15 protein-coding genes are annotated in these 19,072 nt (G+C 48.9%); 9 read left to right on the top strand and 6 right to left on the bottom strand.

Annotated elements, in window-relative coordinates; genetic code table 11:
- Window positions 1-5 precede the first annotated feature (5 nt).
- From nuoL to ACYVB1_RS01080, 5 genes are all read left to right on the top strand, one after another.
- The gene (gene nuoL / locus ACYVB1_RS01060; RefSeq protein WP_460919597.1) at window positions 6-2,192 is read left to right on the top strand and encodes an NADH-quinone oxidoreductase subunit L; all 2,187 of its coding nucleotides are present in this window, start codon (window positions 6-8) and stop codon (window positions 2,190-2,192) included.
- A 162-nt stretch (window positions 2,193-2,354) separates the two neighbouring features.
- A complete protein-coding gene (locus tag ACYVB1_RS01065; protein WP_460919599.1) occupies window positions 2,355-4,100 on the top strand; it encodes a complex I subunit 4 family protein in 1,746 nt (581 codons plus the stop codon).
- Entirely contained in the window at window positions 4,101-5,609 is a 1,509-nt protein-coding gene (locus tag ACYVB1_RS01070; protein ID WP_460919601.1) for an NADH-quinone oxidoreductase subunit N, read from the top strand.
- 15 nt (window positions 5,610-5,624) lie between these two features.
- Entirely contained in the window at window positions 5,625-7,520 is a 1,896-nt protein-coding gene (locus tag ACYVB1_RS01075) for an amidophosphoribosyltransferase (RefSeq protein WP_460919603.1), read from the top strand.
- Window positions 7,521-7,734: 214 nt separating this feature from the next.
- On the top strand, window positions 7,735-9,036 hold the full coding sequence (locus ACYVB1_RS01080) for a T9SS type A sorting domain-containing protein (RefSeq protein ID WP_460919605.1): 1,302 nt from the start codon (window positions 7,735-7,737) through the stop codon (window positions 9,034-9,036).
- An 84-nt stretch (window positions 9,037-9,120) separates the two neighbouring features.
- On the opposite strand, the gene ACYVB1_RS01085 is transcribed toward ACYVB1_RS01080, so the two are convergent.
- The 4 genes from ACYVB1_RS01085 to ACYVB1_RS01100 form a co-directional block, all read right to left on the bottom strand.
- Window positions 9,121-9,447 (bottom strand): HesB/IscA family protein, encoded by a 327-nt coding sequence (locus ACYVB1_RS01085; protein WP_460919607.1) that lies wholly within the window; start codon window positions 9,445-9,447, stop codon window positions 9,121-9,123.
- Window positions 9,448-9,459: 12 nt separating this feature from the next.
- Window positions 9,460-9,870 carry a hypothetical protein gene (locus tag ACYVB1_RS01090; protein WP_460919609.1) on the bottom strand — a complete coding sequence of 137 codons (411 nt, stop codon included), beginning with the start codon at window positions 9,868-9,870 and terminating at the stop codon, window positions 9,460-9,462.
- 14 nt (window positions 9,871-9,884) lie between these two features.
- The gene (gene iscU, locus ACYVB1_RS01095; RefSeq protein WP_460919611.1) at window positions 9,885-10,298 is read right to left on the bottom strand and encodes a Fe-S cluster assembly scaffold IscU; all 414 of its coding nucleotides are present in this window, start codon (window positions 10,296-10,298) and stop codon (window positions 9,885-9,887) included.
- A 96-nt stretch (window positions 10,299-10,394) separates the two neighbouring features.
- Window positions 10,395-11,609: an IscS subfamily cysteine desulfurase gene (locus ACYVB1_RS01100; RefSeq protein WP_460919613.1), complete on the bottom strand. Its 1,215-nt coding sequence runs from the start codon at window positions 11,607-11,609 to the stop codon at window positions 10,395-10,397.
- A gap of 116 nt (window positions 11,610-11,725) precedes the next feature.
- Between ACYVB1_RS01100 and mce the strand changes: the two genes are divergently transcribed.
- The 3 genes from mce (at window position 11,726) to ACYVB1_RS01115 (ending at window position 14,451) form a co-directional block, all read left to right on the top strand.
- Window positions 11,726-12,127 (top strand): methylmalonyl-CoA epimerase, encoded by a 402-nt coding sequence (gene mce, locus ACYVB1_RS01105; RefSeq protein ID WP_460919615.1) that lies wholly within the window; start codon window positions 11,726-11,728, stop codon window positions 12,125-12,127.
- 102 nt (window positions 12,128-12,229) lie between these two features.
- Window positions 12,230-12,802, top strand: coding sequence for an L-threonylcarbamoyladenylate synthase (locus tag ACYVB1_RS01110; RefSeq protein ID WP_460919617.1), 573 nt, complete (start codon window positions 12,230-12,232; stop codon window positions 12,800-12,802).
- Window positions 12,803-13,020: 218 nt separating this feature from the next.
- A complete protein-coding gene (locus tag ACYVB1_RS01115) occupies window positions 13,021-14,451 on the top strand; it encodes a CCA tRNA nucleotidyltransferase (RefSeq protein ID WP_460919619.1) in 1,431 nt (476 codons plus the stop codon).
- Between the two features lie 375 nt (window positions 14,452-14,826).
- On the opposite strand, the gene ACYVB1_RS01120 is transcribed toward ACYVB1_RS01115, so the two are convergent.
- Together ACYVB1_RS01120 and ACYVB1_RS01125 are read right to left on the bottom strand one after the other, a co-directional pair.
- Entirely contained in the window at window positions 14,827-17,349 is a 2,523-nt protein-coding gene (locus ACYVB1_RS01120; protein ID WP_460919621.1) for a PspC domain-containing protein, read from the bottom strand.
- Window positions 17,346-17,690, bottom strand: coding sequence for a PadR family transcriptional regulator (locus ACYVB1_RS01125; protein ID WP_460919623.1), 345 nt, complete (start codon window positions 17,688-17,690; stop codon window positions 17,346-17,348). The genes ACYVB1_RS01120 and ACYVB1_RS01125 overlap by 4 nt, the downstream gene beginning before the upstream one ends.
- Before the next feature lie 303 nt (window positions 17,691-17,993).
- On the opposite strand from ACYVB1_RS01125, the gene ACYVB1_RS01130 reads away from it, so the two are divergent.
- Window positions 17,994-19,067 (top strand): putative type IX sorting system protein PorV2, encoded by a 1,074-nt coding sequence (locus ACYVB1_RS01130; RefSeq protein WP_460919625.1) that lies wholly within the window; start codon window positions 17,994-17,996, stop codon window positions 19,065-19,067.
- The last annotated feature ends 5 nt before the right edge of the window (window positions 19,068-19,072 follow it).

Consider the following 19,072-nt stretch of genomic DNA (forward strand, 5'->3'; position numbering starts at 1 on the left):
ACACGTTGGAGCTATCCTCACTTTTAGAGCCATTGGCAGGCACCGCACAGACCACCCTTGCACTAGTAGTGCTTCTGTTGCCCCTGCTGGCTTTCCTGGTTCTGTTCTTTTTCGGGAGGCGCCTGCCCCGCCACGGCGATTGGCTGGCGGTAGGTGTATCTGCACTGTCTTTTGCATTTGCGGTATGGCTTTTCGTGCAGACCTGGAACACAGCCACTTTCCATAGCAGGACAGTTTGGTTCAGCATGGCCGCTATAGGCGGTTCTTTAGCTGATTTCACAGCAGGCATACTCCTGGACAACCTCACCGTGCTGATGCTGGTTATTGTCACCTTTATTTCGACGCTGGTGCAGCTCTTCTCGGTGGGCTATATGCATGGCGACAGGGGTTACAGCCGCTATTTCGCTTACCTGGGACTGTTTACCTTTAGTATGCTGGGCATTGTGCTGGTGGATAACCTGCTGCTGCTTTTTATGTTCTGGGAGTTGGTAGGCCTGTCATCTTACCTGCTCATCGGGTTCTGGTTTAAACGACCTGCCGCCATTGCCGCCAACAAGAAAGCTTTCCTTGTGAATAGAGTAGGGGATATTGGTTTGTTACTGGGCCTCTTCGCTTTCTACACCTATTTCCGCACCTTCGATTTAGAGGTTTTGCGTACTTTGATTGGCACTGGTACCTGGACAGGCGAAGGCTTTGCAGTTTCTTATATCCTGAACGGGCAGCAGTGGCGGGTGGAAATGGAACCAGTGCTGCTTACCTTGGCTGGTTTAGGCTTGTTTATGGGCTGTGTGGGTAAGTCGGCGCAGTTTCCGTTGCAGGTTTGGTTGCCGGATGCCATGCAGGGCCCTACACCTGTTTCTGCTCTTATTCATGCTGCCACCATGGTGGCAGCGGGTGTATACCTACTGGCACGCTGCTATGCTTTTTTCACCATAGACGCCCTCACTGTTATTGCTGTTGTCGGTGCTGTCACGGCTTTGCTTGGAGCTGTTGCCGCGCTCACGCAATATGATATCAAAGGAGTGCTGGCTTTTTCTACTATCTCGCAGTTAGGCTATATGGTGATGGGAATGGGCACTGGCGCCCACGATGCATCACTTTTCCACCTTACCACGCACGCATTTTTTAAAGCAGCGCTTTTCCTGAACGCCGGTATCATCATCCATGCCATGCACCGTGGCCTGCATCACACGCACCAGCCGCAGGACGTGGATCCACAGGATATCCGGAACATGGGTGGCTTGCGTAAAGTCTTGCCGCTGACGTTTTACACGTACCTTCTGGCGGCCTCAGCCCTTGTGGGGTTGCCTTTGTTCTCAGGCTTCCTGTCCAAAGATGCAATTTTGTCCGGCAGCTGGGCCTGGGCACAGGCGATGAGTGCCAATGGCAACAGCCTGTATTATATCGTTCCCATTATCGGTTTCACGGTTGTGCTGCTGACAGCTTACTATATGGGCCGGCATCTGTGGTTTATGTTCTTCGGTAGTTTCAGGTTGCCGTTCGATGTACGGGAGCTGCGTGTGTCGGCGGGGCAGGAACTGGAGCGGGTGCTGGCTATTCCGGTGGTAGTGCTGGCCATACTTTCTATTGGTATTTTCTTTTCTGCGAACCCGCTCAGCTTTAACAGCAGCTGGGTGATGCAGGGTATTGGTCTGGAGAGGCTTTCGACAGGAAGCGCCCTGTTGGCAGACAACCTGCTGCAGGCAGTGGTAGCGCAGGACGAGGCGAACCGTACAGCACATTTAGTTATTGGCATACTTTCCGCTTTGCTGGGTGTGGCAGGTATTGGGCTGGCCATTGGCAGGTACAGAAATAAATCGGAAGAAGCCTTACTGCAGGAGCGGCCGCAGACAGCAATTGCTAGGTTGTCTTACAATCACTTTTACCTTGACCAATTCTACGCAAGCACATTTGTGAAGCCAGCACTCTTGCTGGCCCGCAGCCTGTACCGCGTGGATAAACGCGTGATTGACTATACCCTGAACTATGGCAGCAAATGGCTGGTGGTAATAGCCAAAATGATAGCGGGCTTTGACAGGTTTGTGGTAGATGGCCTGGTGTGGCTGGTGGCTGCCTCCTCAAAATTGCTTGGCCGTGCCGGGCGTGGCCTGCAGAACGGAAGGGTGCAATCTTACTATGCTTATTCACTCCTCGGATTTATTTTGATTATACTATACATCATCGTGTTTTGATGGTTAATTTCGCGGACGGAATGCGGGGAGCAGGATTTGAAGATAAGGTCATTTGAAAATGTGTGGAGCATGTGGAAGCTGGTGCTGGATAAAGCAGCAGTGAACCCTGATGACTGGGCACATATATAACGGGAATCATATAAACAACAATAAAAGCCTTTGATGGATTTTATACTCAGTAGTCTCATTTTTACACCTTTGCTGGCGGCGCTTGTTGTGCTGGTAATGCCTGCGCATCTGCACAGGCCGATAAAGGCGGTGGCGCTTTTGGGAGCACTGGTGCAGATGGGGCTGTCTGTCTTTTCATACTTCCGCTTTGATGGCGGTGCCTTCGCAAATGGGCAGCAGGGCTACCAGTTTGTGGAAAAGCTGAACTGGATTATCTTTTCGCTCGGTAACCTGGGCCGCTTTCAGATTGAATATTTTGTGGGTGTGGATGGTATCAGCATCAGCATGGTGCTGCTCACAGGCATTGTTGGCGTCATTGGCGTCGTCTCTTCCTGGACCATCACCAAAAATGTAAAAGGGTATTTCCTGCTCTACCTGCTTCTCCTTACCAGCGTGATGGGGTGCTTTTTAGCACTGGATTTCTTTCTTTTCTACCTTTTCTTTGAGTTTATGCTGCTGCCGATGTATTTCCTCATCGGTATCTGGGGTGGGCCAAGGCGGGAATATGCAGCCATCAAGTTCTTTATTTATACCCTCGTTGGTTCACTTTTTATCCTGATTGTGATGATTGGCTTATACACCTCCGTGGTTGATCCGGTGGCTACCGCCGTGCAGATGGGACTGCTGGAGCGCGGAGACAGTATTTCGGCAGATGTGTTGCACCAGGTACAGCAGATGCTGCAGCAGAATACCATCAGCGCCCAGAACATGGTGCACACGTTCAGCATTCCGGCCATGATGGAGGCTGCCAATTTCCTGCCGGACAGTCTCCTGCATGTGCTGTCGCGGGTAACCCTGTGGGGCCTGCCGATAAGGTTTATTGCCTTCCTGCTGCTGCTGGCGGGTTTTGCCATTAAGGTGCCGGCTGTGCCGGTGCATACGTGGCTGCCGGATGCGCACGTAGAAGCACCCACACCTATTTCTGTACTGCTGGCTGCTATTCTGCTGAAGGTGGGTGGCTATGGCCTTATCCGCATTGTATATCCGGTTTTCCCGGATGCAGCCGCTTATTTCTCCGTGCTGGTGGGTGGCTTAGGTGTGCTGTCCATTATCTATGGCGCCCTCAATGCCCTGGCTATGAACGACCTGAAAAAGCTGATTGCCTATTCTTCAGTGTCGCATATGGGTTTTGTACTGCTGGGGCTGGCCTCCCTCACGACAGAGGGGGTCAATGGTGCCGTCTACATGATGTTCAGCCATGGTATTATCTCTGCCATGCTCTTCCTGGTGGTGGGGGTGATCTATGACAGAGCCCATGACCGCATGATCCTAAACTTCCGGGGCCTTGCCAACGTGATGCCTGCCTACACTACGTTTGTGGTCATTGCTTTCTTTGCTTCTTTGGGCTTACCTGGTTTTTCAGGGTTTATAGCCGAACTGCTGGTGCTGGTAGGGGGCTTCAGCTCGCCGGAGGCGACAGGCATGCTGCCCCGCTGGCTCACCATTGTTGCTGCTTTTGGCTTACTCCTGGCAGCGGCTTACTACCTGTGGGCGCTGCAGCGCATGTTCTTTGGTAAGTTCTGGATCTTCCCGGAGCTGCGCCAGACTGCCGTTATCACCGACCTGAATTTCCGTGAGTACCTGATGCTGGTTCCTTTAACGCTGCTGGCCCTGCTCTTCGGTATTTTCCCGCACCTGCTCCTGGACAAAATTGGTGTGGCTGTGAACGGATTCTCCGAACTAGTGCTGCAAAACGGGCAGGAGCAACTGAATATCGTTTTATCTACCATTGTACGCTAAGTGAACGAGCAGGCAGTTTATTTATCAGAAACCATTGATGCCATAGTAGCAGGGGCGGGTTCACTGTTGCCTGAGCTGCTGCTGGCTGTATTCTTCCTGCTGCTCGTTACCCTGGACCTGTTCAAATCCCCAACTATAAAGCGGCTGCTGCCATGGCTGGCTCTCACGGGGCTGTTCGCTTCGTTGCTGCTCCAGATTTTAGGTGGCTATACATCCGGTGGAGATGAAATCTTCCTTAACCTGCTGCTGTCAGATGGACTGGCACGTTACGCCGGTATCTTGTTCAGTGCGGCAGGTATCTTTACTATTCTCATATCCCTCCAGAATAAGGCACTGGAGAAACTGCAAAGAGGCAGGGGAGAGTACTTTGCCCTTATCCTGATGCTGGTGCTGGGCTTGAACCTGATGGGCAAGTCTGTGAACCTGCTGATGGTCTTTCTGGCAATTGAGACGGTTTCCATTGCCTCCTATATCCTTACTCTGACGCTGAAAGAAGAAAAGCGTGCGGTAGAGGCAGGCCTGAAATATATTCTGTACGGCGCGTTGTCGGCAGGGGTGATGTTGTACGGTATGTCCTTTTTCTACGGCCTAACCGGTACGCTGGATTATTCCTCCGACGCTTTCAGGATCGGGCTGATGCAGGCTAACACGCTGCTGGTAACGGTGGCAGCTGTCCTTGTTTTTGCCGGGTTCTTCTTTAAGATATCAGCGGCGCCTTTTCATTTCTGGGTGCCGGATGTGTACCAGGGGGCACCGCTTCCCATTGTCGCCTTGTTTTCTACCGGTCCTAAGATGGCGGGTGTTATTGTGCTGCTTCGTTTTGTAAAGCCTTTTGATAATCCGCTGGCTTATGCCGATGTGCAGTTGTTCTTAGGCGTTGCAGCCATCGCTACGCTTGTAATAGGTAATTTTACGGCCCTCTGGCAAAATACGCCCCGCAGGCTGCTGGCTTATTCATCTGTATCACATGCCGGTTTCCTGCTGACGGGGCTGCTGGCGTTTAACACCGACTATACACTGAGCATATTGTTTTACCTGACGGTGCTGCTGTTTATGAACTTCGGTATCTTCCTGTTCCTGCAACTATCAGAGGAGGGTTTTGGTGTGCAGAAGCTGGAGGACTTTGCCGGCCTGGGCCGTGCCGTTCCTTTCGTTGGGGTAATGGCCCTGCTGTACTTGCTGTCGCTTACCGGATTGCCTCCGCTGGCTGGTTTTATGGGCAAACTGCTTATCTTCAGTAATGTGTGGGAGGCTTACACGCTAACGGAGAATTCGCTTTTGCTGGCCCTGTTAGGCATTGGAATTATGCTGACGGGGGTGGCTTTATTTTATTATATCAAGATACCATACTACCTTTTCTTTAAAAGGAATTTTCGGGAAGGAAATTTAGTTATTTCACTGTCAGATAAACTGCTGCTTGCGCTGTTTGCCCTGCCACTGCTGGTCCTGTTCTTTAAGCCCGACCTGCTGCTAGCCTGGATTGAACAATTGCTGGCCCAGACAATTTAAAATAAATAGCACCTCATGAGCGACGCTATCAAACACGAATGTGGTATTGCCTTAATCAGGCTTAGAAAACCCATTGATTATTACGTAGAGAAGTACGGTACTCCTATGTACGGTATCAATAAGCTGTACCTGCTGATGCAGAAGCAGCACAACCGGGGACAGGACGGTGCCGGGGTAGCCAGCATCAAAATCAATGCCCTGCCCGGTATTGAGTACATAAGCCGCTTCCGTTCAGTTAAAACACGGGCCATCGACAGTATATTCGGGAAAATCAGCAAGGAGTACAGAAACCTGAAGGAGGAAAATCCTGACAGAGCCAATGACACGGAGTGGATTTGGGAAAATACGCCTTTTCTGGGGGATGTGTACCTAGGCCACCTGCGTTACGGTACGCACGGCATAAACAGTGTGGACAATTGCCACCCAATGGTGCGCGAGAATAACTGGCGTAGCCGCAGTCTGGCTGTTGCCGGTAATTTTAATATGACTAATGTGGATGAGCAGTTCCAGAAGTTACTGGAGTTGGGGCAGCATCCGAAGCAGAAGTCTGACACCATCACGGTATTAGAGAAAATAGGCCACTTCCTGGATGAGGAAAACCAGGTGAAGTTCGACCACTTTAAGAAGGGCGACTACACCAACAAAGAGATAACCCAGCTGATTGAAGAAAACCTGGACCTGCAGCGTGTGTTGCGCCGTGCCAGCCGCGACTTCGACGGTGGGTATGCCATGGCCGGCCTTACAGGCTACGGCGCCTCTTTCGTGTTGCGTGACCCCAATGGCATTCGTCCTGCCTATTACTATGCCGATGATGAGGTGATTGTGGTAGCATCTGAAAAACCGGCTATTAAGACTGCTTTTGATATTGAGTACAGCGACATCAAGGAAATTAACCCGGGCTACGCCCTGATTGTAGACAAGGCAGGTAATCCGAAGCACGTAGAAGTGGTGGAGCCGCGTGAGAAACTTTCCTGCAGCTTTGAGCGCATCTATTTCTCCAGAGGCAATGACCCTGAGATTTATACCGAGCGCAAGAACATGGGTAAGCTGCTGTGCCCTCAGATTCTGGAAGCAATCAACTACGACCTCAAGAACACGGTGTTCTCCTATATACCGAACACAGCGGAATCGTCGTGGCTGGGAATGATGAAAGGGATTGAAAGCCACCTGCGCGAGTACCGTAAAAAAGCAATTCTGAACCAGGAACTGACCGAAGAGCAACTGGACGACATTCTGCAGTTCAAGCCACGTGCCGAAAAACTGGTGATCAAGGACGTGAAGCTCAGAACCTTTATCACAGACAACGACAGCCGCGATGACCTGGTAACGCACGTCTACGACACAACTTATGAAGTGGTGAAGAAAGGAGTGGATACCCTTGTGGTGCTGGATGACTCTATCGTGCGCGGTACAACGCTGGAGAAGAGCATCATTAAGATGCTCGATAAGCTGGAGCCTAAGAAAATAATTATTGTTTCCTGCGCTCCTCAAATCCGCTACCCTGATTGTTACGGCATTGACATGTCGCGCATGAAAGAATTTGTGGCATTCAGGGCCCTACTGGCACTTTTAAAAGAGCGTGGGCTGTACTTTAAGGCTGAGGAGGTGTACGATAAATGTGCTGCACTGGCAGGTACACCTGCATTCAAGGAGGCAAATTACGTGCAGGAACTGTATGGCCTGTTTACGGCGGATGAGATTTCTGCTAAGGTTTCAGAAATAGTAAAAGCACCGGATGTGAATGCAGAGGTGCAGGTAATTTACCAGCGTATAGAGGATTTACACCAGGCTTGCCCGAACCACAAAGGTGACTGGTACTTTACAGGTAACTACCCTACACCGGGTGGAACAGGCGTTGTAAACAGAGCCTTCATGAACTTTATGGAGAACAAGTTAGCGAGAGCTTATTAAGAACATGACATAATAGTTAGCTGTATTTGACAATGCAGCACAAAAGGCCGTCCTGGTAACCAGGGCGGCCTTTTTTATTTTAACTCTGCATGTGATAATAAAGAAGTTATTATTAATTGAACTATAGTAAGTGGACTAAGGTTTGGGTTCTGTTCATGTAAAAGAATATGTGCAATTTATTCTTAGGTATACACCCTTTCCTGCTTATTACAGAATGAAAAAGAATTTAACTCTCCTCGACCAGGTGTGTTTGGCGCTGGTTTGTTTTACAGCTGTTCTTATGCCTAAAACTGCTGCTTCCCAGGTCAGTATGGACAGAAATCACACCACCTACATTCAGAACTTTGATACACTACCTGTTGTAAATGAAGCAATCTGGGAAAACGGCACCAGCTACATAGATAGTTGGTTTGTGCAGCGCACAAAGCAAACAAACACTATAGTAGCAAGCCCGGGTAATAACATTTCCGGAAACCTTTACAGCTATGGTTCAGACAATTCAACAGATCGCGCTTTAGGCGCACAGAGTTCGTTTAACGCGGGAGAGTTTGCATGGGGCCTGCTCTTGCAGAACAATACAGGTGATACAATTTATACGGTTGATGTTAGCTTTTATGGGGAGCAGTGGCGCATCTCTAACATAGATGCAGGGGAGCATAAGATTGATTTCTACTATGCTGTCAGCAGTGATAAAGCGGCTTTCAAATTATCTCCCAGGTCCGATGAAAACTGGATACCTTATCCTGCTCTTAATTTTAAGAGCCCTCACTTTTATACAAGGGGAAGAGCACTGAACGGGAACAACGCCGCAAACAGAAGACTCATGGAGGCTGTATTGACTGTAAACATACCGGATGGGCACTACCTGATGCTGCGGTGGAAAGATGCCGATGAGTTTGATGTAGACCATGGTTTGGCCATAGATGACTTCAGCATTAGTTGGAGTGTTAAACCTGATGAACCTATTGTAGTGCTACCGGTTGAGTTGGTCCGTTTTACTGCCAGAAACAGTGGGGCTGCAGTACAGCTGCAGTGGCTAACTGCCTCAGAAATACAAAATGATTATTTTTTAGTGGAAAGAAGCGCGAACGGGTACTCTTTTGAGAGCATTGGCAGGGTGGCAGGTAAGGGAACTACAACTCAGGGTGCAGCCTATAGTTTTATGGATGAATACCCGATGGCAGGCGTTTCTTACTACAGGTTAAAGCAAGTGGATGAAGATGGAAGCTACTCTTTTTCCGCTGTAGTAGCTGTAAACAGGGCCGCTGCCACAAGAGTTGCAAAAGTTTATCCTACCATTACCTCCGATAATCTGCAGATCAGCCTGGAGCAAAAAGGTCTTATGCAGCAGGTAATAGTAGTAGATGTGATGGGAAGGCAGTTGCTACAAAAGGTGTTAGACAAAAACAGTCTTCACCACATTTTGGAGGTAAGTAATTTAAGTGGCGGCAGTTATGTACTGATGCTCCTGGACGATCAGGGGCAGCGGCATACTACGCGTTTTATGAAAAGGTAAAAAGCGCATTTTGCCTCATAAAAGAGAAGTCCCTGCTGTGCATGCACAGCAGGGACTTCTCTTTTATGAGGTGGTTTGAATAATTTATACTGAGAAGCTGTCACCGCAGCCACAGGTGCGTGTTGCATTCGGGTTGTTGAAAAAGAAGCCTTTTCCGTTCAGGCCGTCAGAGAAATCAAGCTCTGTGCCTGCCAGATATAAGAAGCTCTTCATATCTACCACCACTTTTACTCCTTTGTCCTCAAACTCTTGGTCCATGGGCTTCACTTCATCGTCGAAGTCTAGGTTATAGGAAAGGCCGGAGCAACCACCACCTGCAACAGAAGCACGCAAGCGGTATGTATCGTCCAGCTGAGCATCCTGCTTCAGCTTGATTACCTTCTCTTTTGCTTTATCTGAAACTGTGATCATAATATTATTAGTTTAGGAGACAGGATTCAGCACCACGCTAAAAACGGTGATGGTGTTCATGTCTCGGCCAAAGTATAGTTTATCGAGTGCCTCATACATATTACGTGCCCGGAAATAAGAAGTGTTCAACTCCTTCTCGTGGCGTGATATCCACTGCACCGTATAAGAACTTTCCTGGTCACGGTAGTTCTGTACATAAGCCAGCATTTTACGCAACGCATCCACCCGGTCGTACCCTACTTCGGAGTGAAACAGGAACGACTGGTGATGGCGCGGGTTAACCGTAATCAGGTCGAGGCGCTCTTTGTTGTCGATGTGCCTGAATTCAAAAAGCAGACTGTTGCCGCTTATGCCTAAGTGGTTTTCAATCTGCTTTTGAATGCGTGCACTTTCAACATGCACATCCGTGTTTTTTGACTCCATCGAGTCCGTTCTTCTTAGTGGTGAGTCTTAGGCAACTCCAGTGCTGGCAGACCGTTTTTTACTCTATAATCGTTGATAGCAGATTTGATTGCATCTTCAGCCAGAACAGAGCAGTGAATTTTTACCGGTGGTAATGCCAGCTCTTCCACAATTGCCATGTTGTCAATAGCCAGTGCCTCATCTACTGATTTGCCTTTCAGCCACTCTGTAGCAAGAGAGGAAGAAGCGATAGCAGAACCACAGCCAAAGGTCTTAAACTTTGCGTCTGTGATGATCTGGTTTTCATCTACTTCAATTTGAAGGCGCATAACGTCGCCACACTCCGGGGCACCTACAAGGCCGGTACCAACACTTGCCTTAGATTTGTCAAGTGTACCTACGTTACGAGGGTTGCTGTAATGATCGATTACTTTATCTGAATAAGCCATAGCTATATATAATTACGAATTAAAATTTTGAATACTACATGAGTTAGAAATTGTGAATTATCAGTTACCCGCAATTTCTAACTCATCATTAATTTCTTAGTGTTCTGCCCACTCAATTGAGTCGAGGTCTATACCTTCTTTAAACATCTCCCAAAGCGGGGATAGTTCACGAAGTTTGGCCACTGCCTCTTTTACGTGGTTGATAGCGAAGTCGATTTCCTCGTCGGTTGTGAAACGGCTCAGGCCGAAACGCAGGGAAGAATGTGCCAGGTCATCGCTCAAACCTAGTGCTTTTAGTACGTAAGAAGGCTCCAATGAGGCTGAGGTACAAGCTGATCCGGAAGATACTGCTAGGTCTTTCACGCCCATCATCAAACCTTCACCTTCCACATACTTGAAAGAAATGTTGGATACATGCGGCAGACGGTGCTCACGCGAACCGTTTACATAAGACTCTTCAATAGTAGTCAGTTCTTTTTCTAAGCGGTCGCGCATTGCAGAAATACGGGCAGTATCTGCCTCCATGTCCTGCTTTGCAATTTCAGCCGCTTTGCCAAGGCCAACAATACCAGGGACGTTCAGTGTACCGGAACGCATGCCGCGCTCATGGCCACCACCGTCCATCTGGGCAGTTACTTTTACACGTGGGTTCTTACGACGCACGTACAAAGCACCAACGCCTTTCGGGCCGTACATTTTGTGAGCCGAGAACGCCATCAGGTCGATGCCGTCAGCTTCTACGTCTACCGGAATTTTACCTACTGCCTGTGTAGCATCTGTAAAGAACAGGATGCCGTGCTTCTTGGCAATAGCAGAGATTTCACGGATTGGCTGGATAACACCAACTTCGTTGTTGGCGTACATCACAGAGATAAGGATTGTTTTGTCTGTAATCGCTTCCTCCAGTTCTTTCAGGTCAATCAGACCTTCGGAGTTTACCTGCAGGTATGTTACTTTACCACCGATTTTCTCGATGTGCTTGCAGGTGTCCAGCACCGCTTTGTGTTCTGTAGTAACCGTGATAATGTGATTGCCTTTAGAAGCGTACATTTCGTAAACGCCTTTGATGGCTAGGTTATCAGACTCTGTAGCACCAGAGGTAAAGATGATTTCTTTTGGAGAACAGTTGATAAGCGATGCAATTTGCTCGCGCGCATAATCAACAGCCTCTTCCGCCTGCCAGCCAAATGCATGGTTACGGGAAGCGGCATTACCGAACATATTCGTCATGTAAGGCAACATGGCTTCTAGTACACGCGGGTCTAACGGCGTAGTGGCATTGTTATCCAGGTATATAGGAAGTGTTAGCATAGCACTGTTTTTTTCTATTTATTGTCTGTTTTATAAACAGTTGAAAGAAATTATTAGTTTTGAATTCCACGCAAAATTAATAAAAAAAGCTTACTTAGACTAATTACAATTTCAAAATGCGCAACGTAGAACATATAGGCATAGCTGTTAAAAACTTCAGCGAGGCAAATGCTTTGTACTACAAACTTTTGGGTGTAGAACCTTATAAAACAGAGTTTGTTTCGTCTGAAAATGTAAATACCTCTTTCTTCAAAGTAGGGGATACAAAAATAGAATTGCTGGAAGGAACGACAGAAGACAGTGCAATTACAAAGTTTATCCAGAAGCGGGGGGAGGGCATCCATCACATCGCCTTTGAGGTAGACGATATTTTAGAAGAGATGGCGCGCCTGAAGCAGGAGGGGTTCACGTTGCTGAATGAGGCACCAAAGAAAGGAGCCGACAACAAACTGGTGTGCTTTGTGCATCCCAAGAGTGCCAATGGTGTGCTGATAGAACTGACGCAGGAGATACATTGATACTGGTTGCTGAATGGCTTTTTTGTTGATCAGTGCAAGCAAAAGGTCACTTCACCATTAGTTTATTCAACATTCAACAATAAACAAGCAACATTTAAAAGGATGAAACAATTAATTAGCGCCGTACAGGCAGCAGAAGAGGAGTTGCTGTTAGGGAACATAATCTTGTACCCCACCGACACCGTTTGGGGCATTGGTTGTGACGCAGAGAATGTTGCTGCCGTAAAGAGGATTGTAGAGATAAAGGAGCGTGATGCTTCCAAGGCAATGATTCTCCTGGTGGCTGATCAGCAGATGTTGCTGCGCTATATACAATCGCTGCCTGCTGATTTTGAACAATTCGTGCAAAAGCAGGAGCGGCCTACCACGTATGTTTTTTCGAACCCGAAGAACCTTCCTAAAGAGGTTTTGGCGAATAACGGAACTGTCGCAATGAGGATAGTAAAGGACGAGTTCTGCCATCGCCTAATACGGCAGATTAACCGTCCTTTGGTTTCTACATCGGCCAATATCAGCGGAGAACCTTCGCCCAGGACGTTCGCAGATGTTTCCGAAGAAATAAAAAAGCGAGTGGATTTAGTTGTAAACTGGCGGCAGGATGATGCCATGGAAACTGTTCCTTCGCGCATCGTGAAAATAGACCCTGACGGTAGCCAGGAGGTACTGCGCGACTAAACAATTGTTGTACTGTTACCTGCTACGTTTCGGGTTTGACAAGGGAGCTTGTGTACGCTTCCTGGATGTATAGTGTACTCTATAAAAGATGTGCTCGAACGGGTCTGCTGTCCTGAGGGTATTGGTAATTCGGGATGTGTGATTCGTAATTGACAAGGTAATCCTTAATTTTGCACCTCAGGCCGCGCCACGTTGCCTGAGGTTTTTGATTTATAGCGATGGATAAAATAGAACTACCGGAACACCCCATTTTCAATGTTGTAGCTGAGGCGGCCTCTGAATTAGGTACCGATGCCTATGTAATCGGGGGCTTTGTCCGTGACCTGGTACTAAAGCGACCATCCAAAGATATTGATATAGTGTGTGTAGGCGACGGTATTGCCCTGGCGGCCATGGTAGCGCAGAAACTGAGGCACAAACCAAAGGTATCTGTCTTCAAAAACTTCGGAACAGCGATGCTGCGTGCTGATGAGTGGGAGGTAGAGTTTGTAGGAGCCCGCAAGGAGTCTTACCGCGAGCATTCCCGTAAGCCGGAGGTAGAGCAGGGCACGCTGGACGATGACCTGAAACGCCGTGACTTTACCATCAATGCGCTGGGTATCAGCTTGAATAAAGAAAGTTACGGTGTGCTGATTGATGCGTTTGATGGCATCAAAGATATGAAGCGCAAGCTTATCCGGACGCCGCTGGAGCCGGGCATCACTTTCTCTGACGACCCATTGCGCATGATGCGCGCTATCCGGTTTGCCTCGCAACTTGGCTTCGATATAGACCCGGATACCTTTGATGCTATCACGGACAACAAAGAGCGTATCAGAATCGTGTCGCAGGAGCGTATTACGGACGAACTGAACAAAATTGTACTTTCGCCCACACCATCGTATGGCTTTAAGCTTCTGTTTGTATCTAGCTTGCTGGAAATCATCTTCCCGAAGATGACGGAGCTGCAAGGGACGGAAACCATTAACGGCAACTCCCACAAAGACAACTTTTACCATACCCTGCAGGTGCTTGATAATGTGGCGGAGGTATCGGATGACTTGTGGTTGCGCTGGGCGGCTATTATGCACGACATCGCAAAGCCTGATACCAAGCGGTATTCGCCCAAAGTGGGTTGGACCTTCCATGGCCACGAGGACCGTGGTGCCCGGATGGTGCCTAAGCTGTTCAAGGACCTGAAATTGCCATTGAATGAGCACATGAAGTTTGTGCAGAAGTTAGTGAAGCTGCACCTTCGGCCAATTGCCCTGGTAAAAGAAACCGTAACGGACTCTGCTATCCGGCGCCTGCTTTTTGAGGCCGGGGATGACGTAGATGCCCTGATGACCTTGTGTCGTGCTGACATCACCTCGAAGAATGATAACAAGGTAAAGCGCTACCTGCAGAATTTTGACAAAGTGGAAAAAAGACTGGTAGAAGTAGAGGAGAGTGATAAACTGCGCAATTTCCAGCCTGTTATCACGGGTGAGGTTATCATGGAAACGTTTAACCTGAAGCCCTCGAAAATGGTAGGAGAGTTGAAGGAGGTGCTGACGGAGGCGATTCTGGAGGGGAAGGTCAGAAATGAGTATGACGAAGCCTTCGCCTTCCTGGTAGAAAAAGGAAAGGAGAGGGGGCTTCGCCAAGGGCACTCATCAAACAACAACTAAACTGTTATACTGTAAGACTAACGCTAATATTCAGCTTTATTATATAGTCTGACCTTATACTTATAGCAGGAATTTCCAGATTTGTATGCCGCGATTATTTATTTAGCCTGAGGATACTGCTTGCTATAGTTTTGCATGCCCAAAATGAATCCGCTGTTTCTGGCTGTCATGTGTAGCGACCGTCCTGTTGCCGGTTGATGCATGCTTACCTTGTGCCAAGGCCGCAGGAAGATTAGATAATACGGCAGTAGCAGCCAGCAAACGCAAAGTTTAGACTTTCAATAGTTTTATTTTGTACTAGTGGCGGGGAGTAGAGTGGGCTGAGCGGGGAGTGGTTCAACCCACTTTTACAGAGTTTATGCAGCAGCCCGGTGCCTAACGGCGTTTTACGCTGCTGGGCCCGTTGCTGTCGATGGTGGTGTCAGTAGGGTTGCCTTTGTAGGTGATGCGGCTGGCACCAGATGCCTGGGCACGAAGCCGGTTGGTGGCATAAACCTGCGCCGCACTGGCTCCTGTTACATCAGCATCTACTGAGGATGCCTGCAGGCCCTCCGCATCCACCACGCCCGCACCCGTAGCGTCCAGTTCAAAACTATCAGTGCGTCCTGTAAACTTACTGATAGATGTACCGGCAATATCCACTTTCAGGTTGCGCACATTCACGTCGGCGGTAGACCTGATGGCACCTGCAAAATTCATCTGCAGGTTATCAGCATTGATACGGCCAATATCGGTTTTGATGGCCCCGCTCAGGTCGATGTTCCTGTAATCAGGCGCTACAATCTGTATCAGCACAGGACTGCGGTCATCGAACAGGCTGAAATCTTTCTCCTTATAGCCAATGCGCAGCTCTTGACCGGCTTTTTCAATTGACAGTAGTCTGAGTTCTTTGTCTTCGCCACGCACCCGGATGCTGTAGTTGTTGCCCTGCTGTATTTGCACATGGTATGGGCCGCTAACTGTTACTTCACTAAAGTCATCTAAATCAAACGTTTTAACATTATTGCTGTATTCGTTTTCATTCAGCAGCACACTGCCACTTAAACTGGTGGTAAAATCAGTTTCAGTAGTGCTATACTCTTCGGTTTCCAGAGTATCAGCGGCACAGGTAAGGCACTCCAGTTGGTTGCCGCTGGCTTGCCAGGTGTTGCGCACAATTTTGTCAACACTGTAGCTCTGAGCGAAGGTGGCACTCGGCAACAGGTGCGTGAACTCGCGGGTGAGGCGCAGGGGCTTGTTCTGAGGGAGCATGAGTGTCACGCTTAGCTCCTGGTCACGGTAAGCGGCATTTTCCCTGAACTCATAGCTGGTGTCGAAGCGCAAGACTGAGTCCTGCTGCAGCACACGGTACGTAATCATGCGGGCGTTCTGCTTAGCCTCTTCTTCTGTTCTTCCTTTAGCCTCTGCACGCTGTATAATTTCGATGTTATCGCTGCTGTGGGAGCGCACATCGATGTAGATGTTATCATAGTTTGTATTCGTGTCGTAAGCGTCAAGCGTAATAGTGCGGAAATTGGCAGCAGGAATTGTTTTAGTTGTGATTACCTCACCGGAGCGGCGGAAGTTCGTGCTGTGCATGGCGATGCTGGCAATCATGGTGAAAAGGCTCACCAACCATACCCCAAACAAAGACCAGCCAACAAATGGACGAAGGAAAGTGCGCTTCACCAAAAGGCTAACACTCAGTATGATTAGGAGAAGAAGCGGGATTAAGCCTACAAAAAAGCCTGCCACCAGTCCGAGCCTGGGAAAGCCCCCGAGAAACACGGAGGCCGGAAAATCACCTAAAACAAAATACTGAGACTCATCTATCAAACCAAGGGCAACAAAAAGCGTGGAGAAGAGGGCGATGGTGAGGCCAATTGAAATTATAAGTAATATAACTCCGGCCCCTACGCGTATGAGCGTAATCAGGAATGCGAGAATAGGGCCAAGGGCTTTACCGAGCCAGTTAAAAAGCTGGGATACCAGGCGGAAAGGCATCAGGATAATTTTGGCAAGCGTGCTTTCCTCGCCGTTGCTGTCCTTCATGTTCAGGTTGTCCTTCAGGGTTTTCTCTATACCTGCCAGCGTCACAGGGTCACCCTGCATCTGCAGGCGTTCGGTAAGGGTAACGGCTTCGGGCATGGCAACCCAAAGGACGATATACGCAATCACTCCAAACCCGCCTGCAAAGATCATTGCAATGAACAGAATGCGGACCACAGCAGTATCAATGCCAAAGTATTTGGCGATACCGCTCGCTACACCTGCCAGTTTCTTGTCCTCAGGGTCCCGGAAAAGCTTTCTGGCAGTTGTCTCCGGTAGTTGGTCGTTCTCAGGCATGGCAATCCACAGCACAATGTACAGGATGACGCCCGTTGCTGCTGATATGCCTGCTGAAGCAATACCCAGTAACACCAACAGCACAAAGAACAACCTCACCCAAAGCGGGTCTGCATTCAGGTAGTTGGCCAAACCGGAGGCTACCCCTGCAATTACTTTGCGGTTAATGTCGCGGAACAGCTTCTTGGGGCCTGTTGTGGTATAGGCTCCGGAAGCGCCGTGTGTTCCGTAGGCGCCCTCGTAGGCTCCTTCGTAGCCATCTGTGGCTAACTGTGGCTGTGGGTGAGGAATTCCTTCTTCCACAGGGTCCAGCACCTCAAAGTCTGTCACGCTGCCCATGCGGCCTATCAGGTACTCCACATCTTCCTGTGAGATAACCTGCTTGCCCGGAGAAAGCCGGGCAGAGAAAATCTCGGCAATGCGCGCTTCGATGTCGGCAACGATTTCCTCATGGCCCTCATAATTTGAGAAGTATGTTCTGATAGAGGCAAGGTATCTGCTGAGCTGTTCATAACCATCCTCTTCTATATGGAAGATGATGCCTTGCAGGTTGATGCTTATGTTCTTTTTCATGATTGCTGCGCTTTCTTGTTATGAATAATATATTCAGTGGAGGCAACTAAATCTGACCAGGTTAGCCGAAGCTGTTCCAGAAAGTCACGTCCTGTATCAGTAAGGGTGTAATATTTGCGGGGCGGCCCTGATGTTGACTCTACCCAGTTGTAGTCGAGAAGCGACGCGTTCTTGAGGCGGGTGAGCAAAGGGTAGAGCGTACCCTCCACAACGATCATTTTAGCCGCTGTCAGCTCGTCCAACATATCGGACGCATATACTTCACCACGAGAGATAATCTCCAGGATGCAGAACTCCAGGATTCCCTTCCGCATCTGCACTTGTGTGTTTTCAACTTTCATGATGATTCCGTTATAAGGTTGCAGTAAAGATAATCAAAGGTACTATGCAACGCAAGGTACTATATAGAAATAATTACGGAAGTTTTTTTTATTAGTTATCCGGCTCTCGGTTTGTCTTTAATATTCATTATTTTTGATCTAAATTTATTTGCACCGCAAACAACCAAAAAGCATTATGCTGTGTTGCTGAGGGAATTAACAATGCCAGAGCTCGCAGAAAATGAGACTAAAACGGTGCATTAAATTTTGCTTGTGATACAACCTATACCCCTTTGCATGATCAGATTCACCCTTCGCTGTTTCATGGCTGCTTTGTTTTTTATAGCATGGTCAGCTGCCACGGCTCAAGTATCCGCTCCAAAATACAGCAATGAGTTCCTGAACATTGGAGTTGGAGGGCGTGCCCTGGGCATGGGCAATGTGCAGGCTGCTATTACAAGCGATGCCACCGCCGGCTACTGGAATCCGGCAGGCTTACTGCGCCTCCAGAACCGGTATAATGTGAGCCTGATGCATTCAGAGCTTTTCGCAGGCATCGCCAAAAACGATTTCGCCAGCTTTGCCATGCCCCTCGACACCAACAGTGCCCTTGCTGTATCTGTTATCAGGCTGGCTGTGGATGATATTGCCGATACCCGCCGGTTGCAGAACGAGTACGGCTACATCCAATACGACAGTATCCGGTTCTTCTCAGTAGCCGACTACGCCATGCTCTTGTCCTATGCCCGCCGCAGTAACCTGGTAGAAGGGCTAATGCTGGGCGCCAATGCAAAAATCATTTACCGGAACGTGGGGGCTTTTGCCAATGCCTATGGCTTTGGTGTGGATGTGGGGGCGCAGCTGCAGCGCGGCGACTGGCAGTTTGGCCTGATGGCGAAGGACATTACCACCACCTTTACCGCCTGGACCCACAACATTGAAGAGTTGGAAGAGGCTTACCTGCAAACCGGCAATGACCTGCCGGAGAGCACTGCCGAACTAACCCTCCCCAGGGTTGTGCTGGGAGTCGGCCGCTCTTTTCAGTTCAATGACAAGTTCTCGGCGCTCGTTGCCGCAGATTTCGATTTTACCTTCGACGGCAAGCGGAACGTGCTCCTGAAGTCAGACCTTGTGTCGCTGGACCCGCACGTGGGCGTTGAGCTTGCTTATGCCAGCTCAGTTTTTGTAAGGGGAGGCCTCAACAATTATCAGGAAACCATGAATTTTGACGGCGGCACTACCAAACGGCTGCAGCCTAACTTTGGGATAGGCGTTAAAACCGGAGGCCTTCTCCTGGACCTTGCCCTTTCCCGAGTTAATAACAGCGAGAGCAATGCAATAGGAGGTACCAATACCTCTTCCGTCATCGTCTCACTAGGTTACTCTTTCGATAAATAACACAT

Source organism: Pontibacter brevis (assembly GCF_054779655.1).